Consider the following 209-nt stretch of genomic DNA (forward strand, 5'->3'; position numbering starts at 1 on the left):
TTGAGTCCGGCGGCGTCCTACTCTCCCACAAGGTCCCCCTTGCAGTACCATCGGCGCTGAGAGGCTTAGCTTCCGGGTTCGGAATGTGACCGGGCGTTTCCCTCTCGCTATGACCACCGGAACACCTTCGACCCAATCGCTTGGAAGTTCGAAAGCTGTTCCGCGCATGCGCGGTGTTCAGTTTCTTGTTCCCGATCGTCTGTCGGGAA

General features: G+C 58.9%; 1 rRNA gene. It reads right to left on the bottom strand.

The window, feature by feature from the left end:
- Positions 1-4: 4 nt before the first annotated feature.
- Positions 5-121, bottom strand: a 5S ribosomal RNA gene (rrf, locus tag BIV01_RS13610).
- Positions 122-209 lie beyond the last annotated feature (88 nt).

The organism is Curtobacterium sp. MCBA15_013, assembly GCF_001865095.1.
Taxonomy (GTDB): Bacteria; Actinomycetota; Actinomycetes; order Actinomycetales; family Microbacteriaceae; genus Curtobacterium.